Annotated in this window: 19 protein-coding genes and 1 pseudogene; 4 read left to right on the top strand and 16 right to left on the bottom strand. The window is 36.2% G+C overall.

All coding sequences use genetic code 11. The features are described 5' to 3' along the window. Positions 1–14: 14 nt before the first annotated feature. The 10 genes from CALHY_RS00295 to CALHY_RS00250 form a co-directional block, all read right to left on the bottom strand. On the bottom strand, positions 15–1,562 hold the full coding sequence (locus CALHY_RS00295; RefSeq protein ID WP_013402034.1) for a response regulator transcription factor: 1,548 nt from the start codon (positions 1,560–1,562) through the stop codon (positions 15–17). Between the two features lie 34 nt (positions 1,563–1,596). Continuing rightward, positions 1,597–3,423 carry a sensor histidine kinase gene (locus CALHY_RS00290; protein ID WP_013402033.1) on the bottom strand — a complete coding sequence of 609 codons (1,827 nt, stop codon included), beginning with the start codon at positions 3,421–3,423 and terminating at the stop codon, positions 1,597–1,599. A gap of 165 nt (positions 3,424–3,588) precedes the next feature. After that, positions 3,589–5,202 (bottom strand): extracellular solute-binding protein, encoded by a 1,614-nt coding sequence (locus CALHY_RS00285; protein ID WP_013402032.1) that lies wholly within the window; start codon positions 5,200–5,202, stop codon positions 3,589–3,591. 95 nt (positions 5,203–5,297) lie between these two features. Then, positions 5,298–6,182: a carbohydrate ABC transporter permease gene (locus CALHY_RS00280; RefSeq protein WP_013402031.1), complete on the bottom strand. Its 885-nt coding sequence runs from the start codon at positions 6,180–6,182 to the stop codon at positions 5,298–5,300. Positions 6,183–6,230: 48 nt separating this feature from the next. After that, positions 6,231–7,187, bottom strand: a complete 957-nt coding sequence (locus CALHY_RS00275; RefSeq protein ID WP_013402030.1) for an ABC transporter permease — start codon at positions 7,185–7,187, stop codon at positions 6,231–6,233. A gap of 219 nt (positions 7,188–7,406) precedes the next feature. Then, positions 7,407–8,135, bottom strand: coding sequence for a two-component system regulatory protein YycI (locus CALHY_RS00270; protein ID WP_013402029.1), 729 nt, complete (start codon positions 8,133–8,135; stop codon positions 7,407–7,409). 23 nt (positions 8,136–8,158) lie between these two features. Then, positions 8,159–9,457, bottom strand: a complete 1,299-nt coding sequence (gene yycH / locus CALHY_RS00265) for a two-component system activity regulator YycH (protein WP_013402028.1) — start codon at positions 9,455–9,457, stop codon at positions 8,159–8,161. Between the two features lie 18 nt (positions 9,458–9,475). After that, complete coding sequence (locus CALHY_RS00260) at positions 9,476–9,964, bottom strand: hypothetical protein (protein WP_013402027.1); 489 nt, start codon at positions 9,962–9,964, stop codon at positions 9,476–9,478. Between the two features lie 99 nt (positions 9,965–10,063). Then, entirely contained in the window at positions 10,064–11,764 is a 1,701-nt protein-coding gene (locus CALHY_RS00255; protein WP_013402026.1) for an ATP-binding protein, read from the bottom strand. A gap of 23 nt (positions 11,765–11,787) precedes the next feature. After that, positions 11,788–12,480, bottom strand: a complete 693-nt coding sequence (locus CALHY_RS00250; protein ID WP_013402025.1) for a response regulator — start codon at positions 12,478–12,480, stop codon at positions 11,788–11,790. A gap of 193 nt (positions 12,481–12,673) precedes the next feature. Here CALHY_RS00250 and CALHY_RS00245 point away from each other — a divergent pair, with 193 nt between their 5' ends. After that, entirely contained in the window at positions 12,674–13,162 is a 489-nt protein-coding gene (locus CALHY_RS00245; RefSeq protein WP_013402024.1) for a hypothetical protein, read from the top strand. Positions 13,163–13,211: 49 nt separating this feature from the next. Here the strand turns inward: CALHY_RS00245 and CALHY_RS00240 are convergent, their stop codons facing one another. From CALHY_RS00240 to CALHY_RS13810, 4 genes and pseudogenes are all read right to left on the bottom strand, one after another. Beyond that, entirely contained in the window at positions 13,212–14,837 is a 1,626-nt protein-coding gene (locus CALHY_RS00240; RefSeq protein ID WP_013402023.1) for a CTP synthase, read from the bottom strand. A gap of 205 nt (positions 14,838–15,042) precedes the next feature. Then, entirely contained in the window at positions 15,043–19,923 is a 4,881-nt protein-coding gene (locus CALHY_RS00235) for an S-layer homology domain-containing protein (protein ID WP_013402022.1), read from the bottom strand. 108 nt (positions 19,924–20,031) lie between these two features. Beyond that, positions 20,032–20,238: pseudogene (locus tag CALHY_RS13815) on the bottom strand (S-layer homology domain-containing protein); the annotation flags it as partial. Further along, the gene (locus CALHY_RS13810; RefSeq protein ID WP_013402021.1) at positions 20,192–20,368 is read right to left on the bottom strand and encodes a hypothetical protein; all 177 of its coding nucleotides are present in this window, start codon (positions 20,366–20,368) and stop codon (positions 20,192–20,194) included. The gene CALHY_RS13810 and the pseudogene CALHY_RS13815, both read right to left, overlap by 47 nt. Before the next feature lie 262 nt (positions 20,369–20,630). Here CALHY_RS13810 and CALHY_RS00230 point away from each other — a divergent pair, with 262 nt between their 5' ends. Beyond that, positions 20,631–20,924: a hypothetical protein gene (locus CALHY_RS00230; protein ID WP_013402020.1), complete on the top strand. Its 294-nt coding sequence runs from the start codon at positions 20,631–20,633 to the stop codon at positions 20,922–20,924. Positions 20,925–21,221: 297 nt separating this feature from the next. On the opposite strand, the gene CALHY_RS00225 is transcribed toward CALHY_RS00230, so the two are convergent. Beyond that, the gene (locus tag CALHY_RS00225; RefSeq protein WP_013402019.1) at positions 21,222–22,652 is read right to left on the bottom strand and encodes an ISNCY-like element ISCahy1 family transposase; all 1,431 of its coding nucleotides are present in this window, start codon (positions 22,650–22,652) and stop codon (positions 21,222–21,224) included. A 247-nt stretch (positions 22,653–22,899) separates the two neighbouring features. Here CALHY_RS00225 and CALHY_RS00220 point away from each other — a divergent pair, with 247 nt between their 5' ends. Together CALHY_RS00220 and CALHY_RS00215 are read left to right on the top strand one after the other, a co-directional pair. Further along, on the top strand, positions 22,900–23,274 hold the full coding sequence (locus CALHY_RS00220; protein ID WP_013402018.1) for a hypothetical protein: 375 nt from the start codon (positions 22,900–22,902) through the stop codon (positions 23,272–23,274). 20 nt (positions 23,275–23,294) lie between these two features. Then, positions 23,295–23,840 carry a macro domain-containing protein gene (locus tag CALHY_RS00215; protein WP_013402017.1) on the top strand — a complete coding sequence of 182 codons (546 nt, stop codon included), beginning with the start codon at positions 23,295–23,297 and terminating at the stop codon, positions 23,838–23,840. 71 nt (positions 23,841–23,911) lie between these two features. Here the strand turns inward: CALHY_RS00215 and CALHY_RS00210 are convergent, their stop codons facing one another. Then, complete coding sequence (locus CALHY_RS00210; RefSeq protein WP_013402016.1) at positions 23,912–24,451, bottom strand: coiled-coil domain-containing protein; 540 nt, start codon at positions 24,449–24,451, stop codon at positions 23,912–23,914. Between the last annotated feature and the right edge of the window lie 12 nt (positions 24,452–24,463).

The raw sequence follows: 24,463 nt of genomic DNA, 5'->3' as shown, positions 1-24,463 counted from the left end.
TTACAATAAGCTTCCTATTCTTGCAATCTTTTTTGAGCATCTCTGTATTCATTCGGGGTAAGCCCTGTAATGTCTTTGAATATTCTTGCAAAGTGTTTGGGATTTTTATAACCTACCTTCTCGGCTATCTCCCAAACTTTTAAATCGGTGTTCACAAGAAGTTCCTTGGCTTTTTCAATCCTCACTTTGTTTAAATAGTCCAAAAAACTCATCCCTATCTTTTCTTTAAAGATGCTTGAAAAGTAATAATAATTTAGCGATACATGATTTGCCACCATTGCCATGTTTATATCCTTGTGATAGTTCTGATTTATAAATTTAATAGCCTCATCAATTTCGTCCTTCACATTCAAAATTCCCTTCAATGCACTGACCATTTCTGTTGCCTCAACAACAAACTTTTTGAAGTGGTTTACATAGTCAGATATGGTTGTAAAATTGAACATGCTGACAAGCACTTGGTATTCATGGATGTCAAGCACTTTTTTAGGCACGTGGTGACAAAACCAGTCTACAATTTGTGTGTAAAGTTTTTCGGAAAGTGCCAAGATGCTATCTGCCGAATATTTGTTAAAAAAGTGGTGATCAAAAATGCTTTCCAAAAACCTAATTGCATCTTTTTGCTTGCCAGCAAGGATAAGTTCTTTCAACTTTTCAATCCTGTCAGATTGACAAAGCTTTTCTTTTTCACGCCAAGAAATCTGTGACCAAAATTCAATATCTTTGCTCAAAATGAAGCTGTAGAATGCTGCTTTATAAGCCCTCTCATAAAGTAATTTCACATTCTCAAAACTTTCCTGCAAGTCACAAATGCCCATGTAAACTTTCCTGCCCGTCAAAGACTCATAGCTTTTCTTTATATCCTCATAGCAAAAAGCTGTTCTTGTAAATATCAAAATGTCTTTTCTCTGGTTATATATGGTAGAGACATGGCTTCCTTCCGGCAATATTTTGCTGAGCTTTAACTTGTCCTCTTCTGCTGAAAAATCGTTTTGGTCAGGGTTACTTCCGGGTAGAAGAAAATACACAGCCATCACTTTTTCATCTGCTGGTATTTCCATATCCTTCAACCTTTCTTTAAACCTGTCTATATCCATTCCTGAAAAGATGATATTGTTTATCTCTGACTCAAACATCTTTGCTCTCATAATTTTTTGCAAGGATATAAGCCTTAAGTTATTCTCTTCTTCTTGAAGTTCATTTTTGACCTTTTCTACAATTTCAATGAGCTCTTTTTTATCTACAGGTTTTAAAATATATCCCCTTGCTCCATATTGCATGCATTCCTTAGCATAACTGAACTCATCATATCCACTTATTACGATAATTTTGGGTTTATGAGACAAATTTTGGATTTTCTTTAAAACAGATATTCCATCTATCTGGGGAAGTCTTATATCTATTATCAAAATGTCAAATTTTTCTGAAAAGAGAAGATCCAGAGCCTCTTTTCCATTTGATGCTTCTTTTATTTCATCTAAATCGGCAACATTTCTCTCTAAAATTGTTCTGATGCCTTTTCGAATAAGCTTTTCATCATCGACAATTAACACCTTTCTCATATTCTTCCCGCCTCTTTTAAAATAAGAATAAATGTTAAAATCTGGTGTATGGCAAAGTTATTGTCACCTTTGTGAACTCGCCAAACTTGCTATCTATCTTAATTCCGAATTCCTTTCCATAAGCAAGTTTTATCCTTTCGTTTACATTCTTGAGAGCTATTCCTTGTCCATGATAACATTCCGCTTCTGTATCATTCTCCAGGGCTGTTTGAATTGCAACAAGCTTTTCCTCTTCAATCCCAAGCCCATCATCTATTATTGAAATGACTATGTAATTGCCAATTATGCTTCCGTCTATAAAAATGCTTCCACCCTCGCCTTTTGGTTCAATTCCATAATTTATTGCATTTTCAACTATCGGCTGCAAAATAAGCTTTGGCACCTCAATATTTAAAATTTCATTATCTACATTTACAAGGAGCTTTATTTCCTTGTCATATCTTATGTTCATGAGCGAAATATAATTTTGAATATTCTCTATTTCTTCTTTTAGAGTAACAAATTTCTTCTTCCAGCTCATATTGTATCTCATCATCTTGCCAAGTTTTGTTATCGCGTCTGAAACATCATAATTCTCACTGTATTCTGCCATCATCTTGATATTTTCAAGTACATTGTAGATAAAATGAGCATTGATTTGGGACTGCAAAGCCTTTATTTGAGCGTCTTTCTGGGCAACCTCTCTTCTGACCATCTCTCCAATCAATATCTTGAGCCTTTCCACCATGTTCAAAAAATGCTGGGCAAGCTCGTCAATCTCGTCATCACCCTTTATGTCAATTGAGACGTCAAAGTTCCCGTTCTCAACAGCTCTCATGCTGAGAATTACCTGTCTTAGCTTCTTAAGAATCAGAGTGATTAAAATAAAAATCAGGATCGATGAAGCAATAATTAAAATCAATACTTGCCCAAGCATCTGAAGTGTTATTCCATTTATTTTTTGTGCAAGTTCGTCAAATAAAATGAGCTTGTAAAGTTTTATAACCAGGACAGGAATATGAGTGTACACAAATGCTGCTGAATTTCTGTTAATCTTTAAATGAACAATTCCCTCATCTTTTTTAGCTGTGCTCTTTTTTTCTAATATTTCAACAAGCTTTTTACTACTAATATTGAGTCTTTTTAAAAAAGCAGGTGTCTGTTTACTGAAAATTACATCTCCATCGTCAGAAATAACAATTGTAACCGAATTGTCACTTTCCCGCGAAAGTTCGCTCGCAAAAAATTCATCAACTTTCATGTTAACTTCAATTATGCCAATCAAGTTCCCTACTGAATCTGTAACCTTTGTATACAGCGACACCACCTTTTCCTCATTGTTAAGCGGCGGACCAAGTATATCAGTGTTGTTGAGTTTCCAAAGCGATGTCTGTTTTGTATCAGACAAGAATCTATCTGTAAATTTAAAACTTTTTAACCTCTCTATCTGGTACAATGTGGGCCACATTTCAGGAATAAAATAGTTGTTTGTAAAAAATCTTATCCTGTTTATATTGAAATTCACATACTGAAGATATTCTATCTTGTCAAGAACATTCACTTTAAAAGAAAAAATCTCGTCGATACTTCTTTCCTGGTACGTGGATACAAACTCAATAAATTCCTGGTTGTTTAAAATAAACTGTGTCGCTTTGATGAACTGCTCTACATTTTTCACAATATCATTTTTGAGTTTGCTGACCTCAAAATTGACATTGTTTATATACTCTTTTTCTGTCATAATCCTTACCCTGTAAAAAGCATTTACCTGAAGGATTGAAAGCGGCAGTGCAACTATGAGAACATAAGTTAAAATGAGCTTTTGACGAATGTTCAATTTAAATATGCTCCTTACAAGCTGTTTTATTTTTGAACTATCCATTACATTTCATCCTCATCTTTTTAATATATACTCTCATTATACCAGCACCTATAAGACCATTCAAAACAACAATACCTTCCTGCTTTTAAAAAAGGCTGATGGCATGAAAAACCATCAGCCTTTTGAGTCTTGAAAAATTCCTCTTTTGTAACAAAGCAACAGACTTTATTTAATTCCCAGCTTCTTCTTGTTCTCTTCTAACTTCTTCTGCTGATAAGCAAGTACCTTGTCATAACCAACTTGTTTCTTGTAGTTCTGGAATTCATTGAAGATCTTATCAAACTCTGCGCTTGATTTAGCCATTATAAGTTTTGGCAGAGTCTGCCCCCACTTGAGAGCAACCTTTCTTGCAATAATACCTTCTGGGCTGTCAGCTGGTGGTTCAAGTCCATCATACTGAGCATAGCTAACTGTTTTGCCAATTGTCCAGTCAGCCATCTGTTGCAGGTATGGTGGCATGCCAGGGTCCCATTGAGATACATATGGCCAGTCGCCAAGCATCCAATAGGTAAGCTCTGCACCATATTTCTTGTCAAATGTTGGTCTGTCTGTCTGCATAAGTTTTACTACTTCTGGCTTGAACTGCTCTTTGCCTTTGATTACATCCCATGTTACACCTTTTGGTCCAAGATAGAAATCTTTCTGACCTTCTGGGCTGAGCCAGTAGCTCATAAATCTTATGGCTCTTTTTGGATCTTTGTTATTCTTTGAAATCATGGTGAGAGTCCATCCCGCGATGCCAGGACCTGCAAGCTTTGGTTTTTCAAGTTTTGAGTTTGCAGGACCGTCAACTGCTATATAGACCATATTGGGATTTTTCTTGTAGAGTTCTTGCTGCTGAGCAACAAAGTCTGTTCTCTGATAAATCATGCTAAAGTATCTTCCCTGAGCAATCTTTTCTTCCATTTGCGCTCTCTTGTCAATGAACACATCCTTTGCAATGAGCCCTCTTCTGTAAGCTTCATTAAATGTCTTGAGCCATCTGATGTATTCTGGATTTGTAACAATATCGTAAAGTTTTCCATTCTTTTCACGAGGCAGTGCTAAGAAGTTCCACAGATAGCTTTCAAGTGAGTAGCAGCCTGTGTCTGTAAATTCGTGGAATCCAATCGGAATAAGTGGCTGACCGTTTACTGTTGGGAATTTCTTCTTTGCATCAGCTAAAGCTTTCAAGAATGTATCTGGCTTTCTCATGTCAGGCTTGCCAAGAGCCTCGTACATATCTTTTCTTACAAGGAATGTCTGGTTTGAATATATTTTGAGCTTTGGATTTTTGAAGTCATCTGGTGTGTAAGATGCGTTTGGATAGCCATAAACATGACCGTCCGGCTGAGTATACCAGCCAAGTCTTTGTTTGTTTGCAACTGTGAAGAAGTACGGGTCATACTTCTTTGCAAGCTCATCCAAAGCATATACAAGTTTTCCTGATATCATTTTTCTTACTGCTTCTTCCCACCAGCCAAGAGTTATAAAGTCTGGCAGTGTGTTTGAAGCAATCATAACATTGAGCTTTTCATTTTCATTTCCTGCAGGGACTATAAAGTTAATCTTCACGCCCGTCTTTTTAGTGATGTAGTCAGAAACTGCATTTCCACCCCATTTTGTCCCAAACCATGAAAAGTTGATGTACCAATCAAATGTGATTGGTTTTTTGCTATCTTCTTTCCAGCCAGGCTTGACAGAGCTTGCTGCACTGCCAATCGCAAATGGAATTAAGCTTGCAACAAACGCAATGACTACAAGCACAGCAAAAAGTCTTTTGAATTTGAGCTTTTTCATGCTAAAAATACCTCCTTTTTGTATATTTTTTTTATTTTTCATTAACTGCACATAACGTGCAGTCAACGCCTCTGATAAGTTTTATTTGCACCTTCTTATCCTTTTATAGCACCAATTAAAAGACCTTTAACGAAATACTTCTGCAAAAATGGATAGACACACACAATTGGCAAGGTGGTAATAACCATTGTAGCCATTTTGAGAGATTGAGAAGTTACATTTCTGGTTGCAATCCCACCTGGTGCGTATGCGAGCATCTGATTAGATGTTGTCTGGGCTATGACCTTGTACAAAAATGTTTGTATCGGCTGAAGCTTCGGATTGTTAATGAATATAACCCCCATAAAATAGTCATTCCAGTTATAAACGCCTACAAAAAGAGCTATTGTTGCTAAAACTGGTGTTGATAGTGGAAGTATTATCCTTGTAAATATTATAAAGTCGTTTGCACCATCAATTTTTGCAGACTCTTCAAGTTCAATGGGAAGTTCTCTGAAAAAGGCTTGAAATATAATGAGATTATAAAAGTTGAACATTCCAGGTATTACATACACCCAAAAGGTATTGTATAGTCCCAAACTTTTAATAAGCAGGAAATATGGTATAAGACCTCCTCCAAAAAAGAGGGTTATTGTTCCCATTGCCATGTAAATCTTTCTTCCCATGAGCTCTTTTCTCAAAAAGGCGTATGCAACCATTGCAGTGAAAAATACATGCAGCGTGGTTGTTATAACTGTTCGTGCCACTGTTACCATGAACGCCGTTGTTATGTCGCTATTGCTAAACACTGTTTTATAGTTATCCAGCGTAAACTTGCGCGGCCAAAAGTAAATACCGCCAAGCATTGCATCTTTTCCTTCGTTAAATGAATATACTATGATGTACCAAATTGGATATAATGTTAAGAAACATATTATAAGCATTAATGTTACATTAAATATGTTAAATATCTTATCCCCAACTGAAGATTTGATTTTCATATCTTTTTACACCTCTTTTCACAAATCAAGTTTGCAGTATACAGAAATTTAGAATAATGATTTATCAGTAAGTTTCTTTGTTACTCCATTTGCAGTAAGAAGTAATATCAACGCAATTATCGATTTAAAAAGTCCTATTGCAGTTGCATACGAAAATCTGAATGCTTCTATTCCCATTCGGTAAACGTAAATATCAATTACATCTGAAGCATCTGCATTAAGCGGATTTCTGAGAACAAATATCTGGTCAAAGTTAGAGTTCATAAGCCCACTTACTGCTAAAATAAACATAATAGCAATTGTACCAGAGATACACGGTATGGTTATCTTGAACATCTTTGTAAACCTTCCTGCACCATCGACAGTTGCTGCTTCATAAAGTTCGGGGTCAATTCCAGCAATTGCAGCTAAGTATATTATCGCGTTCCAGCCAAGTTCCTTCCAAACTTCAGATACAACTGTTATTCCCCAAAAATATTTTGGTTCTGCTAAGAAAGCTATAGGCTGCTTTAATATTCCTATTTTTGTTAAAATTATATTTATAAGACCTGTTTCTGATAGCCAGTTCATAAGTATTCCGCCAAGCACAACCCAAGATATAAAATGAGGCAGGTAAGATATTGTTTGAACAGTTCTTTTGAACCTAACTGACACAAGCTCATTTAGAAGCACTGCAAACAATATGGGAAGAGGAAATCCAACAAGAAGTTTAAAAAAGCTTATTCCCACTGTATTCTTTATTATCAGCCAGAATCTTTCATCAGCAAAAAATTCCCTAAAATTAGCTAGACCTACCCATGGAGATTTATTAAACCCCAAAGTTATGTCGTATTCTTTAAATGCAATTATTATTCCATACATTGGTATATAGTTAAAAATAATCATCCAAATTACACCAGGTATTGCCATTGCCTGAAGGTATTTTTGTTCATTTAATTTGTGCAAAAATCTTCTAAAACCACTTTGGCGGCTACGCTGCTTATTTGCTGAAATAGCTGATTCCATGACATATCGCCTTCCTTCTGCAAAGGTAATATTTTTTATATTACATAAGCTACAATTTATTTTTCTGATTTTATTATAAAATGGGGCAAAGTCTATAAAAAAGAGGGCTTTTTTAAGAAGTGGTATCTAAATTTAAGATTTTTGAGCAAAAACAAAAAGGCAGAGGCTCAAAAGTTTATAAAGCCCCTGCCCTGCTCATTTTCTCTACTTCTCAGCTACTTACTCCAACATCCCCGTAAACCCGTTTATATAATAAACATTGCCGTCTGCAACAATCCGCCAAACAGGAATTGCCTGGCCTTGGATGATGTTGAAATCTTTCAAATAAAATCCAAACTTTATATTTTGAATTTCTTTTATGCCTCTTTGCTGGTTCAAAAGGTTAAAAATTGCCTCCAAGGCTGAGATTGCTCTGCTTCGTTTAATCTCAAACCTTCTGGGATTGACTCTTGTAAAGATGTACAAGGTAGAACTTCCCTGTTCTTTTACTGTTAGCCTTCCATCAAAAATGGGATAGCCCTTGTACACCTGCACAAAGCTTCCATCGTAGTCTTTTATATAATCGCCCCTTTTTATGTCAAAAAGCTCAAACGGGTCTTGATAATATTTGGACTCCAAAAAAAGTGTCTGGTTTACGATTTTGAGGTGGTAGATGCTACTTTCAAACTCATTTTGATATCTGTCAACCCTTTTCCCAAAAAGCTTTGTCACAATATTATCATACTTGCTCTCAATGGCAACGCCAAGCTTCGACACATAATAAATCTTCCTATCAATACTGCAAGAGAGTTTTATAGAATTTTGTGAAAGTATACTTTTTGCCATGTTTATTTGCTGATCTGTCAAAGTTTCTTCTTTTGGAAAAAGGTTGAGATATTTTATGACAAGAAAAACAGATATCAAGAAGAACACCACAATTGCAGTTGTTTTTGCTTTTGCCCAGTTCATCTTCACGAGCAAGTCTCCTTTTACTACTTTATTGTCTCAACATATACAACCCCGCTCTGGGTTTTTATTTTCCAGTAAGGGTATGAGCTTGCCCCACCCGAAATATATTCAAGGTCTATCTCTTCTATAAAAATATCTCCTTTTCTTTCCTTTATAGTGTCAATTGCTGCAATACCGTCAACCTTTATCTGAGAGGTCCTCACCTTGAGGATGTCAAAAAGATGCCCCGAAATTTCTTGTAGCCTTCCGCCTTGCACTTCAATCTTAGCACAAAATTCTTCATCTCCTGCAACCACATCAATGCCATTTGCTCTTGTCGTAAGATATACCTTAAAGTCACCTTCTTTTTGGAGCTCAACTTTACAAATTCTCAAGTCCTCTTCTGTGTAAAATGTTTTCAGGTAGAACATCAGCGCATCAGAAATAGAGTCAACCTTTTCGCCAAAGACACTTTCCGAGTATTCAAAAACAAATCTTCCGTCATTCTTTAGCTGAAGAGTTCTTCTTTCATCTGTTATTACCACATCACCATTTTTCAAGATATTTTTCCTTGTCAAGATTGTATCTGGAAAAAGTCGTCGCACAATCAGCTCTTTTTTGTAGCTACTCTCCCTTGTCTTTATCTCAGAAAATTGGACATCTGAAAACTCAACCGGTATCAAAATGTCTTTATTGGCAATCTCAGTAAATCCAAGACTATCTGACCATGAATATACAAGCTTTAGATCCTTCTCAATCGAATCTTCCAAAGGCATAAAGCCAAATTGAGAAAACCTCATCACAACTGCTCTTTGCTTTTGAGAGTTGAAAAAGTACAGTACTGTACCCGTGCCATTTTCTTCAATGAAAATCCTGTTAAACTCAAAGCCTTGCGCAGCATTACCAATATTTCTTTTTGTCAGCTCATACACAAAAGTATTGAAGTCTATTTGATATCCGTAGCTTAAAATTAAAACCCTTTTTTGTTTAAAAAAGTTGGCAGAAATGTTTCTTAAGCTTATTTCAAACTCTTTTTTTACAAGCGATTTTTCAATTCCTTCTATGAATTTTAAAACCACCTGCGAATATTGAGCTTGATTGCTCAGTATTCTGACAGCTACATTTTTGGAAATGTTCAAGTACATCTCCTTTGGGGACGCCAGAATTTTCCTTGCCTTTTTCAAAAGTTCCTGATCTGACTGAGAATTCTGATAAATGTCAACTGCTTTTACAATGTCTTCAACCTTGTAGTCAAAATAAACCTTGTAATACAAATAAATGCTGAGTATAACAAGTATACTCAGCACTATGCTTTTTATAACTTCTACCTTACTTTTTCTCATCCACCTTACCCTCTTTTTTTATTTGCCAAGCGAACTTATAAAATTTGATATTGCCTTTTCAACCTTCGCAAGAAAACTCTCTTTCTTTTCGTATGAGACTTTTAGAAGGCTCAGCTGAGTGTCACTATCTTTTGTTGCAACAACCAGAATATATGTGGTACCTTCATTTACACTGATCTTCTTAGCAAAATAACCCGACTTGCCCACCGTAAACTTTTCAACAAGATTGCTCTGCGAAAATGCCTCTTTCTTGTCCTTTTTTGTATATATGCAAATTTCCACGCCCTCCGATCCTTTACCAGATAAAACAAATACTGGAGTGCTCAGCTCAACATCATACTCTGCTATCTCAACAAGAGAAGATGCAGTTGCTGTCACCTTGTTCCCATCTATCTCAACTGAATTTATATTCTTTGCCTTGGCAGATGTTTTGCTGCTATCTGCAAAAGCCACCGTACCTATTGACAAAATAAGTATCATCGCCAGTACCAGCCCAAGCTTTTTCATTTCAGCCTCACCGTCAAGTTACAATCATCCTACTTACATTATACAATTTTATTATTACAAATTTGTTACAACCGTGTTAAGAGCGCATTACAAAAGATGTTACACACCCCTTTTCACGGGAAGCACAACAGTAAAGGTTGTACCAACCCCTTCTTTGCTCTCAACCAAAATCCTCCCGCCGTGTGCCTTTACAATCTCATCAGCAATCGAAAGACCAAGCCCGCTACCACCAAGGCTTCGCGACCTTGCCTTGTCAACCCTGTAAAACCTTTCAAATATGCGCGGAAGATCATCTTCAGGAATTCCTGGCCCGTTGTCCTTTACAGTTATCTTCACATGCTCCTCATCCTTTTCAAGCCCAACCTCTATTTGCCCGCCTTCCTGGACATAGACAACAGCGTTGTTTATAAGATTTATCAGCACCTGTTCAAGCCTGTCTCTGTCAGCCTCAATCACCACGTTTTCCTCTGCACTACATAAAAGTTTTTGGTTTTTCTTCTTTGCATGAATCCTCATCTTTTCACACACAAACCTTACAAGTTCACTAACATTTACCTCTTCAATTTTCAAAATATTCTCACCACTGTCAAGTCGCGAAAGATACAAAAGATCAGAAATCAGCCTTGTCATCCTATCACACTCTTTTATGATCACACCCAAAAACTCTCTTTTCACAGCCTCATCATCAACATCCAAAAGAGTTTCAGAATATGTCTTGATGGTTGTGATTGGAGTTCTAAGCTCATGAGACACGTCTGCAACAAACTGTTTTCGCATCTGGTCAAGCTTTGCCTGCTGGGTTATATCGTGAAGGATAAATATTGTACCAGTGCCCTGGTAAGAGTCTATAAAAGCTGCTGTGCTGATTTCCAGCGTCCACCCATCGACTTCATATATGTGCTGTGTGACGCCCCAATCTTTATCACTTTGAACATGTTCTAAGAACCTTTCAACATCACCTTTCAAAAACTTCTTGGCACTCTCGTTTATATGAATGATTTCATTTTTAGAGTTTACAGCCAAAACTCCATCCGACATGTTCTGAAGTATTCTTTCAAGCTTTTGCTTTTCAAACTCAAGCTCTGATATATATTTTTTTACGTTTGTCGCCATGACCTTAAAAGCGCTTGCAAGCTTACCAATCTCATCCTGGCTGGAAATTTCAATCTTCACATCAAGATTTCCTTCTGCCATCTCAAGTGCCTGCTTGGTAAGTTTTCTGAGCGGGTTAGAAAGAGTCTTTGCAAATAGAAAACCAATAAAGAGTGAAAATATCATGGCAACAATATAAGCCATCAGAAGTATGTTTTTGATGTCAGTGACCGTGGCAAGAATATTCTGAACAGACACCTCCAAATACAGTGCCCTTTCTACCGACCTGCCACTTTTTATCGGGAATGCAAAAACCATCGCCTGGTCCTCTACTTCCCGCTTTACAACCTTGTAGCCCGCAAGGCTTGTCAAAATCTCATCTGACGGGAAAAAACTAATATCCATCCTCGGGAAAGATGCAAGAACCTTCCCTCTACTATCTGTCACAATGAGTTTTTGAATCATGAACCCGTACTGACTTTCTTTCATCGACTGGTCGACGATAGTTTGAATTCTTTCCTGTGTCAGGTTTTTATCCTCTAAAAGCCTGATGAGTGATGAGCTTACCATAAACTCAATCTTTTTCTGGACATCTTCATAAAAGTAGTTTTTTGTCCTGTCTATGATAAAAAAACTTGATATGAACATGACCATCAAAATTAAAAGCCCAAAAACAAGTATGAGCCTGCTTTCTATGCTTCTTGTCATCGTGTATTTTATTCCCCTTACCTTTATATGTTCGGATTAAAGTAGTAGCCAATTCCCCTCTTTGTCAAAATAAAAGTCGGCTCAGACGGGTTGTCTTCTATCTTTTCTCTCAGTCTTCTTACAGTAACATCCACAGTTCTGACATCTCCATAGTATTCATAGTCCCAAACCTTTTCCAAAAGCTCTTCTCTTGAAAACACCTGACCTTTTTGCGACATCAAAAACTTCAAAAGCTCATATTCTCTTACGGTAAGCTCAATAACTTTGCCGTTTTTCTTCACCTCAAACGTCTCAGGGTTCAAGGTCAAAGCCCCTGCTTTTAACACCTTGCCATCTTGCGTGGAACTCTGGGCTGTCCTTCTCAAGTTTGCCCTAATCCTTGCAATAAGCTCTCTTATGCCAAACGGTTTTGTTATGTAATCGTCTGCTCCAAGCTCCAAACCCAAAACTTTGTCGACTTCATCAGCCTTTGCTGTTATCATTATAATGGGAACATCCGAAAACTCACGAACCTTCTTACACACAGAAAACCCGTCAATCTTGGGAAGCATTACATCCAAAAGAACCATGTCGAAGTTTTCACTTTTTATTCTATTTAACGCATCCTCACCGTCATACGATGCTGTCACTTTGTAGCCTTCCTTTTCCAAATTGAACTTTATAATATCAACAATTGGTTTTTCATCGTCAACAACAAGGATATGTGCTTTCGACATGAGATTCCTATATCCTCCCTTTTCTTTTTAGATGAAGGTTTTTAATCTTACCACCTCGATAATTTAATTATACACTAATTCGATATTTTAATGTATAATTGATTTTGGAGTAGTTTCTAAAATTAAAACCTCTCACGCTGCTAAAAAAGGAGGGAAAGAGCTCTTAAAATATACTTTTAAGAGCTATAATACTATGGAAAATAGAAACGTGGCATTTGAAATATTCCTTTGGCTTTTGATATACCTTTGCTTTTTTGCAGGCACAAACCTGTTTTCAAGCAGCAGCATGCTTCTTCTTGCCTGGTCATCAATATGCCTGCTTGTTATATTCTTAATAACAATTGTTTTAAGACTTTACACAACATCAACCCTGCTGCTTCTGCCAGGCTTTATTATATCATGCATCCTTGCCATTTTATTTATGTTCAATGTCCGCTTCCCAAACTTTTTGATACTGCTTTTGCAGGTTTTTTCAATACACCTGATGGGATTTGTAGAATTTGCAAGAGAATCTTCCAAAATGGTAATTCTTCAAAGACCTCTTTACATTTACATACACGTGGGACTAAACCTTGTGCTATTTCTAATTCATCTTTTTGTTATATACCTTATTTCAGAGCTGCCAAGGCAGCAAAGGCCAAAAACTTTGGACCTCACATACACCAGACGAAGGCGAAGATAAAGCTATTCTGGGAAGCTATCGAAACAAAAAGAGGGGGGTCTAAAAGTCTTCATACCCCCTCTTTTTTCGCCTTGTGCTCAAGAGATGCTCTTATAAAATCTGTAAAGATTGGATGAGGTCTTTGCGGGCGCGACTTGAACTCGGGATGAAACTGCACGCCCAAAAACCATGGATGGTCTTTCAGCTCTATTATCTCTACAAGCCTTCTGTCTGGCGATATTCCTGAAAATACCATGCCGGCTTGCTTGAATCTTTCCTTGAATTCATTATTGAACTCATACCTGTGTCTGTGCCTTTCATATACAAGCTCATCATTGTAAATTCGGTGGGCAAGAGTGCCTTCCTCAAGCTTGCACGGGTAAAGTCCAAGCCTCATAGTACCGCCTTTTGTGAATATGTCCTTTTGCTCTGGCATGATGTCAATCACAGGATATGGTGTTTCTTCATCAAACTCTGTTGAGTTTGCTCTATTTAACCCAAGCACATTCCTTGCAAACTCAATCACAGCACACTGCATTCCCAAGCATATTCCAAAAAACGGAATTTTATTTTCTCTTGCATATCTTATAGCTGCAATCTTGCCTTCAATACCCCTGTCACCAAATCCGCCCGGCACCAAAATCCCATCTGCTCTTTTGAGTTTTTCGCTGGCATTTTCATAAGTAACTTCCTCTGCGTTTATCCACAGAATCTCAACATGGCTGTCGTTTGCAATCCCTGCATGTTTTAGTGCCTCTGCAACAGACAAATATGCATCATGAAGCTCAACATACTTGCCAACAAGGGCAATTGTTACATTCTTTTTAAGGTTTTTCTCTTTTTCAACTATCTCAATCCAGTCAGAAAGGTCTGGCTTTGTGCAGGCAAAACCAAGTTTTTCACATATAATCTCACCAAGACCCTCTTTTTCAAGCATGAGAGGCACCTCATACAGGCTTTCTGCATCCAAGTTCTGAATGACATATTCAGGTTTTAAATTGCAAAACAGTGCAATTTTAGCTTTGAGGTCTTGTGAAAGTGGCTTTTCTGTTCTGCAAACAATAATATCAGGCTGAATGCCAATTGATCTAAGCTCTTTTACACTGTGCTGTGTGGGTTTTGTCTTCAACTCTCCAGACTTTGACAGGTAAGGAACAAGGGTTACATGAACATACAGAACATTTTCTTTTCCAATATCTGTTGCAACCTGCCTTATTGCCTCCAAAAATGGAAGGCTTTCAATATCACCAACAGTCCCACCAATCTCTGTTATCACAACATCTGTTGAGTTGCTTTTGCCAAGCCTGTAGATTCTCTCTTTAATTTCATTTGTAATGTGGGGTATTACCTGAACCGTGCCACCAAGAAAATCGCCACGCCTCTCTCTTTGAATTACAGACCAGTAAATTTTCCCTGTTGTGACATTGCTGTTTTTTGTAAGGTTTTCATCAATGAACCTTTCATAGTGACCAAGATCTAAGTCGGTCTCAGCCCCATCGTCTGTGACAAAGACCTCTCCGTGCTGATATGGACTCATAGTTCCAGGGTCAACGTTTATATACGGGTCAAACTTCTGCATTGTAACTTTTAAGCCGCGCGCTTTTAAAAGTCTGCCAATTGACGCTGCTGTGATCCCTTTGCCAAGCCCGGACACTACCCCGCCTGTGACAAAAATGTATTTTACTTGCTTTTCCATAGTTAAAAACCTCCATGGAAAGAGATATATTTAAAAATTTGTTTTTCTATTGTCAACCTTTATTTCACTATAACTTTTATATTTTAATGCATCTATTTTCTCTTATCAAGTTAAAATTTGTTTACTGTTTTTTGAATATTATGTACAGCCTTGTAATATTGCAAACAAATAATGAGGGAGAGATTTGTCTCTCCCTCATTTCTCCTTACTTTTTTATGGAATTTATCTGCTTGAAATTATTTTTTAGCTGAAGCATCTTTATAAATATTCTTCTTGGTGAACCACCGCTCGAAGAATTTTGAGCCTGATATACTTTAATCGGAGATTGCAATGTGTAATTTCCATCGTACGGTGCAAATGGAAGATTTATAATCAGAGTGGAATTCAAATCACCATTCACACCTGCCAAGATGATGCTCCATGTATCTGCTTTATCATCAAAACCCAGGAAGAATTCTTCAAGATTATATTCATTCAAATCCTGTGCTTTTATTACAGCAGTTACTGGATACGGTATAGCAGAAGCTACAAAGTATATACTTCTTTGATTCTCTTGCACCATCTCCATGCATACGCCGGTTTCTCCTATGATGTAGTGACTGTAAGTTGGAATATAAATGTCCAATTTCAACACATCGCCCTGGTAAATACTATCTAATGTGGTTGGCTCAAACTCCCAAGTATCCTTATTGAACTTATACACACTTTTTATTGCAATTTTTCTTGCATCAATGCCAAGGTCATAAGTTATAATCTGCGGATAAGGTGAAATAACAAGCTTTTCTGTTGGCTTGTATCCCAATGACCTTGGGTCATCATAGTAAGGATTGTGTGCAAAAACCCAAACATACCCATAATCACCAGGGGCAAATTTGGCTTCACGTCTTTTGCCTATAAAAGTTGCAATCTTGGCATAAGATGCAGATGTTTCAAATCCAATGTAGAGTCTATCATTTAAGCCCAATCCACCCTCAGTAAAGTGAGGTATAAATTGGACAGTGCTGAACTTAGCCAAATCAAGATCTATTTGGGAATCTTCGAAGATATTTAATTTTGCATATGCATAGTTTTTGACGTCTTCATCTCCGTCTCCATACACAATCTTTGCAACATATTCTCCTTTAGTAATAATTAGAGGCAACCTGCCAGCTGCATCTGTGGTTCCAACAAATAACTCCTTGTAAGTATCTTTGTCGATAATGTAAATACTTGCACCTACAATGTCAGCCGTGCCATCATATACATGTAGCTGTACAGATGCATCGTAATATATATCGTTGAAAACAGTAACTTCTTCTGAGTCATAACCATCAAAGCTCAAGCTTCTTTTTACTACAAAACCTTCTCCAAATAGTGTTACATCGTTATCAAAATATACGCTCATATCAACAGAAATTTGTCCATCATTAGTATAGAAAAGTTCCATTCCATTTCTAACTAAACCAAATTGAGTTACTTCTGTGCCATTTAAATTAAATTTTATCGTGACCGGTTTTAATTTCTCAATAACATCAATATAGCCTTTTAGTTCCATTCTTGGTGTTACATAGATTTTGTAGGCTGTAAACTCAGTAGGTGTAACGTTAAATGCAACTTTTCCGTCTTGGTCAGTATATCCGACAAATGCAACTTCATCAGTTTGCGTAGTAAAGTCATAGTAAGTTACTGTAACAAGCCTTTCTGGTTGTGGATTTCCTTTGTAGTCTTTAACAACAATCTGCACAATGTTCGGCAAATTATAGTAAACAACTTCCGGTACTATTTCTGCTTTGTAGTAATTTCCATATTTATAGTTAGTTGCTGTACATGTTGGATATAAGTTTCTGTCCCACCAGTGGTCAGAGCTAATATCATCATCTGTTACATTGAAGTAGCTATAATCAATTTCCACTCCTCCAAGACTATCCCTATCATCCCACGTTACATCAAGCTGGTACCAATCTCCATCAAGCTTTACCATATTCCATGCATGCCCGACTTTGCTTGCCACATCCCCTGCTTCACCGTATACAACAATTGTTTCTATCCCTGCAGTGTTCAAAAGTACATACATTGCTTTTGCATAACCATCGCACACCGCAAGTCCATTTATAAGCGCTCCATATGCGGTGTGAATGTCAAATGGTCCACTATGGTTAAGGTAGCTTTCAATATCATACCTTGTATGAAGTATCAAATAGTCATGTAATGCCAAAACTTTGTCATAGTCATTATATGTCTGGTCTATTACTGTTTGAACTATTTCTTGAGCCTTTTGTAAAACTGCTTGTCTTCTTGCAATTCTTTCTTGTTTTTCATAAATATAAGGAATTATAAACATCATAACGTCTTCAGCACTGCCTGTGAAAAATCTGATACCTATAACGTCATTTACTCCATAATCCAATGCCAGCGGGTAATTTCTCATTAAATTCATGAAAATATTCTGACACAACTGGTTATAGTCAGCTATTTGTAGGTTTGCAGGCAAACTTATAAATATTACATCATCAGCAGTTGAGTCGATTTTGTATGAAACCTTTTCAACTATTTCTGATACATTAGAAGTCTTCTCCGCATACCCTGAAGCATCACCATTTGAACTAATTTCAAAAGAATAACTCTTTTCTAAGACAAGATTTTCATAAAGTGGTCCTAAATCTTTTTGAATCATTAAATTATAGTTGCCATCTGCTGTATCACTGGGTACATAGAATAAGGTCGCGCAAACTTTATTTTCTAATATTTTTGTTGCCAATACGCTAAGAGATTGAAGCTGTATACCATCCTGTAATGTTATGTTTGTACCGTAAGGTATCTCAAGTCCAAGGAAATTAGGATATGCACCATCTATTACAACATCTAAGCTGTAACCACTGTGTGTTTTTATATTTTCGTACAAAACAGCAACAGATCCTGATTTTAAGCCGGTTATTCTTTCATCATTTATATTACAAACAACCAAGTCACTTTCATTTTCGTTTATGTTAAAATCTACCTGTTTGGTAACTTCTTCATCAGGTAAAGTAAGATCAATTGACAAAGGTAATCTATTTTCATCCACAGCAAAAGTGTACTTTAAATGAGAATTATTAGTATCAAAAGTTTCTACCTCAACCGCATCTAAGGTATATGTTCCTTTGGGCAAATATACACTCAAATCATCAGACAATTGATATCTTTGGTTATTTAGCTTTACATACACGCTCTCTGCAACAGAAGTTAAGTTCGACAATCCATTAAATGTAAATGTTAATTTTTTAAGTGAGGTAAAAGCAAACTTTAAAGTAGCACCTGAGGTATTTAGCTGGCATGTTCTAACAAAATACAATTTTTCGCCATTTATCTCTTTTGCAATCTTAATTGTATACGTGCCTTTGTTTGCAATTATATTTATCTGGTTGTTCTGGAGATTTACTTTTACATCATCGGTTGTAAAAACATCACTGTAAGTACTATTTGCCACTGAAAACTCATAATCTGTCAACATTTTGTTTTCGTAAGAGAAGCTTATAGTCGCATTTACAAACTCAGATGTTGTTGTGTCAACAACAATTCTGTTCATTCCGTTTACCACATTTACACTGCTAATCAACGCATAAATAAGCCCCTTCTCAGTGGCATACTTCCATGCTAAAATTTTGTAATCATTTCCTACTGGCACAATTACACCTAATTCAGTTGTATTTGCCTGAAATATTTGGCTAAACTGTGAAGACTGCCCCACAATTTTTACATTAAACTGGTTTTCATAAATATCAGCACCTGTTTTTAACTTAAGTTTTATAACACCTTCTGTTGGTTTGATTGCATACAAAAGGCCAGCATAGTTTTTACCATCCACATTTATAATTAATTCTTTGCTCTCAGAAACATTCAGTGAAATTGTTGCAACACCGTTTGAATTTGTATAGCTACTTTTGCCATCAATTGTTACTAATTTGCCAGAAAGAGGATTGCCCTGAGCATCTTTCACTGTAACACTGACAGTATTGTCCTGAGCAACTAAGATTGTTTCCTTGTCAACAGAAACCGAAGCAACATTTCCTGAGCTTGACACACCTGTTGAACCTGATGGCAAACTGCCTGTTGGACCAGAAGGTGTCCCACCTGTTTGTCCAGAGCCAGATAGAGTTGTGCTTTCTATACTTCCAACAGAAGTCTGGCTGCCTTCTTCTGAAAGTGAAGCAGTGCTATTTGATGTTGTTGGGGAACTAGTACTGCTTGTATTACTCTGACTTGAAGTTTGCTGCTGATTTCGGATTTTTTCCATTTTGCCATCTATAACTGTAACTATTTGCCCTTTTGTGACCTCATTATTATTCACATATACCTTTTCTTCATTTACTTGTATTTTTTCGATCATGCCCTGTGACAATATTTTAACGTTCTGCGAATTTACAGTCAGCTCCTGTATTTTCGAGTTTGTTTCAACTTTTAAATTTGCTTGGTTTTGAATTATAACCTTATTTATATTCCCTTGAGTTATATTAACTTCTGCCTTTGCCGAAATAATTTCAACGCTCTCTGCATTTCCCTTTACAGAAACAGAAATACTTGAAGATTCATTTGAACTAATCACAATGCTTTTTATTGGTAACTTGGACAAATTCTCTATTATTGCATTTTCTTTTACTTCTACTTTTTCAATATTAGAATTTCCTGAAACTACAACTCTTGTAGCCGCCTGAATATTGTCAACTCTTACCTTTTGTGCTTTTACATTTTCTAAAGTTATACTGTGTTCACCGCCACCGCGAATTATAATGCTGCCATTAATATTGGAATTCTCAATTCTTACACTTCCCTTAGCCACACCTTCCGCAATAATTACATTTCCGTTTACTGAAAAGCCATTTATTCTTACACCAGACTTGTTGATAACAAGATTGCCTTTTACTTCTTTTGAAGTGTAATATCCCTCTTTATGTAAAAGTAAACCTATGATATTGTCTAAGATACTCAATGCCTCTGCCCGAGTTATAAACTTTTTGGGTTTAAATGTGCTATCTGGGTATCCTTTTATATAATTTTTTTGCACAAGCGCAGCTACATAATTTCTTGACCATGAAGAGATCTCATCTGCATCTTTAAAAGCAGAAAGCACATTGTTGTCATTGACCTGTTCGATCCCAAATACTCTGGCACATATGACAGCTGCCTCTTCTCTTGTTATATTTTTGTTAGGTCTTAATGTTTGGTCGTTGTATCCAGTTATATATCTTGACAGTGAATTAAAAGCTGAATAATACCAATCTGTCTTTTTTACATCTTTAAAATTTAACCCAGTATCTACAGAAATTTCTCCTATGACATTGGCTAAAAGCTTAGCAAACTCAGCTCTGCTTATATACTGGGAAGGTTTGAAAGTGCCGTCAGAATATCCTTTTACAACCTGATATGTATTGCTCCACTTTTCGATAAGGTCTTTTGCCCAAATAGTTTGAATTTACATCTTTAAATGCAGCTTGAACAAATGTAACCGGGAAGATAAAGCTAAATATAAAAGCAAAAATCGCTATTACTGCAACTCCTCTGCGGAAAGAATACATCTTTTGTTTACCTCCCATTAAATGTTTTTATTGCTATCAAGATGAAAAATACAATTTACATTTTAGTTATTCTATTAAAATTTGTCAATATGTATTTTTTGTGTGACAAAAGTCTATTTTCACAACTTCGCATAAAAATTGAACTTTGAAAATTTTTATTGAGAAATATAATTATTTTTTGTGGCTATCGAAAAGAGGAAAATGGTAACAAGGAAAGTGGAGAAAATCTAAAAACTGATTTTAAAGGAGTGTGATAATAGCTTTGAGCCAGAACAATTGGCTCTTTGAAGAGGCAACAAAGCTGGCTCAAGAATATGGCTTTAAGTGTTATGAGATACATTCAAATCTTGTTAGAGTAAGAACCATTTGCGATGAGTGGCTTATTGAATACGTCCAGAGTTCCAAAAAACCGTTTTACCTTCATCATTACAAAGACAAGCCTCATCTTCAAAGAAAGTTCTATGACCTTCCCTTCTTGTTCAAGTCGCTTTTTCAGCACGACAGATTTGTCCTAAACGGTAGAACAACAGTCCCTATAAAGAAAATCAGTGCATAAAAACTGCAAGTTGGTAAGTGAAATATCAAGGGTAGGCGTTTGCAAAATAGGTGGTGATTGAAGGTAAAAGGCACCAATACTAACATGAAATACAATCAAGATACAAAAAGAAAAGAGAAGTGAAAACCAAATATTATCAATACCAACAAAAATAATCAGCAACAAACATATGACAAAAATTAACAACTTCAAAAAAGACAATAATATCCTAAGCCTTCTTAACTCCTTGTTTTAGAAGGTTAAGTAAAAACAAAACCAGAAATTTTTTGTAAGAAATAGATTTAAAAAATAGTAGTATTAAGCGATAAGTTTTTTGAGCTTGTTAAGTTTTTTGATAGTCAATTTAGAGCAATAGAGTTTGATATTGTGAGCGAGAATAAACAAGAGCGAGAAAGTAATGGCAGATAGCAAGAAATCAGAGAAAATAGAAATATGGTCATAAGTAGAGATAGTATCAGAGCCCATGTAGGATTTCAGGTGGTAAATAGTCTGCTCTACAGCGACACGTTTTTTGTAGAGGTCAAAAAACTCTTGTGAATTTCTGTTGATACCTGGGAAAGAGCGAAAGTTATCTGGGTATGTATAGAACATTCTACCCGATTTAGAGGTAGTACAAGGCTGAGGGCAAGAGCAGATGCGTTTGCCATCTTTGTATTGTGACATAGGGCAAGTCCATTTAAGGCGCAAAGAGCGATTTTTACCCTGACATTTGCCTTCGGGTTTAAAAGGTTTGTTGAACTTTTTGCAGATAGGGATACCATCTTCAGAAATAACGATATTGGGGTCTGATGTAGGTGTAGTATTTTTAGAAGCTCTTGTATTTAGTGGAATAACGATTTTGGAGAAGTTAAAGGTATTTTTTAAAGTGGAGTATATGTTGTGGGAATCCAAAGCACTGTCGGCGATGAAAGTGGAGAAATTTTTGGGGATATAAGAGAATAAAGTTTCGAGCGAAGGAATTAAACCTTTAGAGTCGGAGATAGCTTTTGCTTCTTGTGGGTCAGAGGAAGGGGAATCATAGTTAAACAGAGGTACTAAAGCTAAAGGGATACCGAGAGCGTTGGTAATGACTGCAAATTTTAAAGCCCAGCAGAAATGGCCATTTACAAACATAAGACGGATGTTAGAATTAGCGTTAGCAGTTTTAGGCAAAGAAGAATAAACGAGAGAGTAGACTTTTTCAGAGGGAAGTTCAGGGTTAGCTTTTGAGGTATTTTTCAGCAGTAGATGAATGAATTTAGGATTGTTTTCACGAACCTTTGGGACAATACCTGTTGTGTCGAAGATTAAGATTGAAGAATCTTGAGGGCATTGTTGGATGGAAATATTATGTGCATGGATAGAGATATTTTGAAAAAGTTTATGGATTTCACTTGCAAATATTTTTCTAAAGCGAGAGAGAGTAGAGATAGAAGGGACATTGCCATGAAGATTACAAAATGAGCGAAGTTCGAATGAGTTGAGTAAGACAGCACGAAGCTGAGTTAAAGTATTGAGTTTGAGCAATTTTTGGACGAGGAAGCAACAAAGCATAGATTCTAAAGAGAAGTATCTATGCTTACCGAAATATTTGTAGTAGGCATTGTAGAAAGAAGAAGGTATATAATGTGACAAGTCAATGAATTTATTGAACAAGCCCAAGAGGCTTTCAGGCTTGTAGAGAGCCGAAGCCTTTAGGTGGGAGAATAGGTCTATGAAAGAAAGTTGTTTAGGTTTGGTGTTGAACATTTTGGAACCCTCCTCATAGTAGAAAATTTGTTTTATATAATCATATTTTACTACAATTATGAGGAGGGTGACCAGTCTTTTTTGATTCTATGTAAAGCTTGATAACGCTCATCTTGAGCGTTTTTGCAAAAGGCTAAAGTGAAATATCAAGGGAGAAAGGAGGTGAAGCCAATTAAATGTAACATTTAAAGCTTTTGATACGTTTTATAAATTTGATGTATAATAATTTTTGAAAGGGTGTGATTACTTGAAGGTCAGTTTGATTTTCGTACTTGGACTTTTGTTTGGCATAGGCCTTATAATAATTTACAATAAATTGTTATTTCTTTTTAGAAAGAAAAAACCTCTTATAAAGATTTCTCCCGAAAAAAAATCGTTTGACGAGCTTGTTCAAGTTTACAATAGCGTATCTCAAGATATAAAAAGAAATTTGGACGAATATTCCTCCTTCCCAACCACAGATTGCGGAAAAATACTTGCTGCAAGCCTTTTTACTCAAGTTACTGTATGCCTGAGCATTCTTTCCTCTTTAGAAAAATTTGGCATTGACACAAAAGCTGTGTTTGACGAAATTATAAGCAAAAACAAAGCCCAGCAGCCAACTCAGCAAAAAAATTTTTGAAGTCTGGGGGTGAAAATAAATTGTCCACGAAAGAAATTTTCCAAAAAATCACCATCAAAAAAGGCGATATCACAAAAGAAAATGTTGATGCAATTGTAAATGCGGCAAACAGCCACCTGCGCCACGGTGGTGGAGTTGCTCTTGCAATTGTAAAAGCAGGTGGGCAGGAGATACAAAAAGAATCAGATGAGATTATAAATAAGATTGGCTTTCTGCCAACAGGAAATGCTGTTATAACAAATGCTTATAATCTTCCATGCAAGTTTGTAATACATACAGTCGGTCCAATCTATGGTGAAGGCAATGAGGATGAAAAGCTTTCCAGGGCAATATACAATAGCCTGTATCTTGCTCACCTTTATAATTTAAAAAGTATAGCATTTCCGGCTGTATCAAGTGGCATATTTGGATTTCCAAAGGACAGGTGCGCAAAGATTTTGATTGACACTGCTATTGATTTTTTGAGCAGCATAAAAACAAGCATTGAAAAGGTTGTGTTTTGCCTATTTGATGATGAAACCTATGGGCATTTTGAAGAGTATTACAAAAATTTATTAAAAGAATAATTAAAAGGGGCTTTTAATCTTGAACTGCCCCTTTTTTCTTGTAATATACAAAAACAATTTATTTATGTAGTTTATATTAAAATTCCTATTTTTTCTTTCATAATCCTAAGATCAATGTCATGTCTACCATATTCTTCTTTTATTTTGTTAGTAACTTCAACAAGATTTTCTACTTTAGTTGAAGCTTCCTCTTTAAATCTATTTATCTCAGCTTTAAAATTCTCTATATCTGCTTTAAATTGCATAACCCCTCCAAAAGCATTGAAAAGTGTATCTATACATCCTGTATTTTCTAATATGGCTTGTTTTAAACTTTGCATTTCTGCCTGCATATTTCTGATGTCATTTTTAACAATAGAAACTTCTCTTTCCAAAGCATCAACCTTTTCTTCAAGCTCACCAACTCTTTCCTCAAGCCTGTCAAGCCTCACTTCAAGCTTATCAAGCCGTTCCTCAACTCTATCAAGTCTTTCTTCAACCCTGTCCAGCCTTTCTTCAACTCTGTCAAGCCTTTCTTCAACCCTGTCAAGTCTAATTTTTACCTCTTTCATATCTGTTTTTAACTCTTCTATCCCTAAAACTATTTTCTCTAACATTTCCATCTCTGACATTTCAGTGCCTCC

This window comes from Caldicellulosiruptor hydrothermalis 108 (assembly GCF_000166355.1).
Lineage (GTDB): Bacteria > Bacillota > Thermoanaerobacteria > Caldicellulosiruptorales > Caldicellulosiruptoraceae > Caldicellulosiruptor > Caldicellulosiruptor hydrothermalis.
This window is presented reverse-complemented; position numbering and strand designations above follow the sequence as displayed.

Coding starts and splice junctions, on each gene's coding strand:
- CALHY_RS00290 (WP_013402033.1), bottom strand. CDS start 3,423: ATGGATAGTTCAAAAATAAAACAGCTTGTAAGGAGCATATTTAAATTG.
- CALHY_RS00245 (WP_013402024.1), top strand. CDS start 12,674: ATGGAAAATAGAAACGTGGCATTTGAAATATTCCTTTGGCTTTTGATA.
- CALHY_RS00280 (WP_013402031.1), bottom strand. CDS start 6,182: ATGAAAATCAAATCTTCAGTTGGGGATAAGATATTTAACATATTTAAT.
- CALHY_RS00225 (WP_013402019.1), bottom strand. CDS start 22,652: ATGTTCAACACCAAACCTAAACAACTTTCTTTCATAGACCTATTCTCC.
- CALHY_RS00250 (WP_013402025.1), bottom strand. CDS start 12,480: ATGTCGAAAGCACATATCCTTGTTGTTGACGATGAAAAACCAATTGTT.
- CALHY_RS13810 (WP_013402021.1), bottom strand. CDS start 20,368: ATGTATTCTTTCCGCAGAGGAGTTGCAGTAATAGCGATTTTTGCTTTT.
- yycH (WP_013402028.1), bottom strand. CDS start 9,457: ATGAGAAAAAGTAAGGTAGAAGTTATAAAAAGCATAGTGCTGAGTATA.
- CALHY_RS00210 (WP_013402016.1), bottom strand. CDS start 24,451: ATGTCAGAGATGGAAATGTTAGAGAAAATAGTTTTAGGGATAGAAGAG.
- CALHY_RS00275 (WP_013402030.1), bottom strand. CDS start 7,187: ATGGAATCAGCTATTTCAGCAAATAAGCAGCGTAGCCGCCAAAGTGGT.
- CALHY_RS00270 (WP_013402029.1), bottom strand. CDS start 8,135: ATGAACTGGGCAAAAGCAAAAACAACTGCAATTGTGGTGTTCTTCTTG.
- CALHY_RS00260 (WP_013402027.1), bottom strand. CDS start 9,964: ATGAAAAAGCTTGGGCTGGTACTGGCGATGATACTTATTTTGTCAATA.
- CALHY_RS00295 (WP_013402034.1), bottom strand. CDS start 1,562: ATGAGAAAGGTGTTAATTGTCGATGATGAAAAGCTTATTCGAAAAGGC.
- CALHY_RS00255 (WP_013402026.1), bottom strand. CDS start 11,764: ATGACAAGAAGCATAGAAAGCAGGCTCATACTTGTTTTTGGGCTTTTA.
- CALHY_RS00240 (WP_013402023.1), bottom strand. CDS start 14,837: ATGGAAAAGCAAGTAAAATACATTTTTGTCACAGGCGGGGTAGTGTCC.
- CALHY_RS00285 (WP_013402032.1), bottom strand. CDS start 5,202: ATGAAAAAGCTCAAATTCAAAAGACTTTTTGCTGTGCTTGTAGTCATT.